This window comes from Streptomyces sp. NPDC054840, from assembly GCF_053611065.1.
Window position 1 is genome coordinate 1 of the sequence record NZ_JBSGZP010001018.1, and the last position, 1,830, is coordinate 1,830.

General features: G+C 70.2%; 1 protein-coding gene and 3 pseudogenes. 1 reads left to right on the forward strand and 3 read right to left on the reverse strand.

The genetic code is table 11. From position 1 onward, the window contains the following. Window positions 1–195, forward strand: a pseudogene (locus ACWGIU_RS37025) (DUF2637 domain-containing protein); the annotation flags it as partial. Between the two features lie 43 nt (window positions 196–238). Here the strand turns inward: ACWGIU_RS37025 and ACWGIU_RS37030 are convergent. The 3 genes and pseudogenes from ACWGIU_RS37030 to ACWGIU_RS37040 all read right to left on the reverse strand — a co-directional run. Beyond that, window positions 239–697, reverse strand: coding sequence for an ATP-binding protein (locus tag ACWGIU_RS37030; protein WP_453712456.1), 459 nt, complete (start codon window positions 695–697; stop codon window positions 239–241). Window positions 698–826: 129 nt separating this feature from the next. Next, window positions 827–1,619, reverse strand: a pseudogene (locus tag ACWGIU_RS37035) (thiamine pyrophosphate-dependent enzyme); the annotation flags it as partial. A gap of 26 nt (window positions 1,620–1,645) precedes the next feature. Continuing rightward, a pseudogene (locus ACWGIU_RS37040) lies at window positions 1,646–1,830 on the reverse strand (protein phosphatase 2C domain-containing protein); the annotation flags it as partial.

The following is a 1,830-nucleotide window of genomic DNA, read 5'->3' on the forward strand; positions in this document are numbered from 1 at the left end:
GAGCCGGCCATACCGGAATCAGGACAACTGCCCCTGCGACGCCGGCCCTCCCTGCAGGCCGTCAACCGAACCGAATCCACTGATGTGACCGGCGCCCGGACGGTGGACCTCACCGCCGAGGACGACACCCAGACCATCCCCCGGCTGGACTCGCTGGAGCGCAAACTGAAGGACCTGGAGCAGCAGTTCGGCTGACCCGGTCCCCGTATGACGGAAAACCCCCGTGGGGCCCGCCTGCTCAGGCGGGCCCTGCGTCGTACGGCGCGTCGTACCGTCCGTCGAGTTCGAACCACACCACCTTGCCGCCGCCCAGGGCGAGCGCGTCCACGCCCCAGTCGTCGGCGAGCGTCTCCACCAGCACGAGTCCCCGGCCGTGCGTACCGTCGTCGGCGGTCGGTACGTACGGCCGGGGCCGGCGTGCGGCGTAGTCCCGGACCTCCACCCGTAACCGGTCGGCGGCGAGACTCGCGTGCACCTCCGCGCCCCGGTCGGTGTGCACGAGCGCGTTGGTGACGAGCTCGGTGATCAGCAGCTCGGCCACCTCGGTGGCATCGGTCCGGCACCGGTGGCGCATCAGCTCCCGCAGGGCCCGGCGGACCTCGGCCACCGCCTTCAGATCGGCCCGGCGTACGCTCCGGGTGATCCGCAGCACGTCCACCGCTTCCCCGTCCTCGTCGGCGGACGGTGCACGCGGCACCGGCCTCCCTCTCCCCCACAGCTTTCCGGTCTTCGCCCCCACCGGCACGGCGATGCCCCTCCCGTGTCCTTGCTCTCGAACTGGTCTACGGGATGCATGCCCCCCGGGCGGTTCCGCACTCCTGCGGGCTTACGGGCGCGGCACGTTGCGGAGGTTGGATCGAGCCATCTGGATCATGCGACCCACCCCGCCGTCCAACACGATCCTGCTGGCGGACAGTGCGAATCCGGTCACCCTCTCGGCGCGGATCTTCGGAGGAATCGACAGGGCGTCCGGGCCCGTCACCACGTCCACCAAGGCGGGCCCCCGGTGCCGGAAAGCGTCCTTCAAAGCCCCTGTGAGCTGCTTGGGCCTCTCCACGCGGACCCCCGTACGCGCCCGCCGCCCGCGCGATGGCGGCGAAGTCGGGTCGTGTTCGTCGTCCCGTGGGAGGGCAGGCCGGAAACCGGCATCTCCCACTCGACCATGCCGAGCGATGAGTTGTTGAAGAGGACCACTTTGACGGGCAGGTCGTACTGCAGCAGGGTGAGGAAATCTCCCATCAGCATCGAGAAACCACCGTCGCCCGACATCGACACCACTTGACGGTTCCGGTCGACGAACTGTGCCCCGATGGCCTGCGGAAGGGAGTTCGCCATCGAGCCGTGGCTGAAGGAGCCGATGATGCGCCGTTTGCCGTTCGGGGAAAGATAGCGCGCCGCCCACACATTGCACATGCCGGTGTCGCGGTGAACACGGCGTCCTCGTCGGCCAGTTCGTCGAGGACCGGGGCCACGTACTCGGGGCGGATCGGCGTGTGCTTCTCCACGTTGCGCGTGTAGGCCTTGACCACCCCTTCCAGGGCGTCGGCGTGCTTCTTCAGCATCCGGTCCAGGAACCTGTGGTCCGTCTTCACCCGCACCCGCACGTTCAGGGCGCGCACCTCCCATCCAGCCACGGGCGCGCCGGTCACGCCTCCCAGACGGCGGCAGACGTGCGGTCGTCGGCGTACCCCTTGAGGCGGAGCTGCGTGTCCGCGAGGAAGGCCGCGAGACCCGGCGGCTCCTGGCCGGCCCAGCGCGCGGCGAGCTCCGCCGGGAGGGCGGCCTCCTCGCGCATGGGCTCCGCCAGGCCCCCGGAGCACAGCAGGAGGG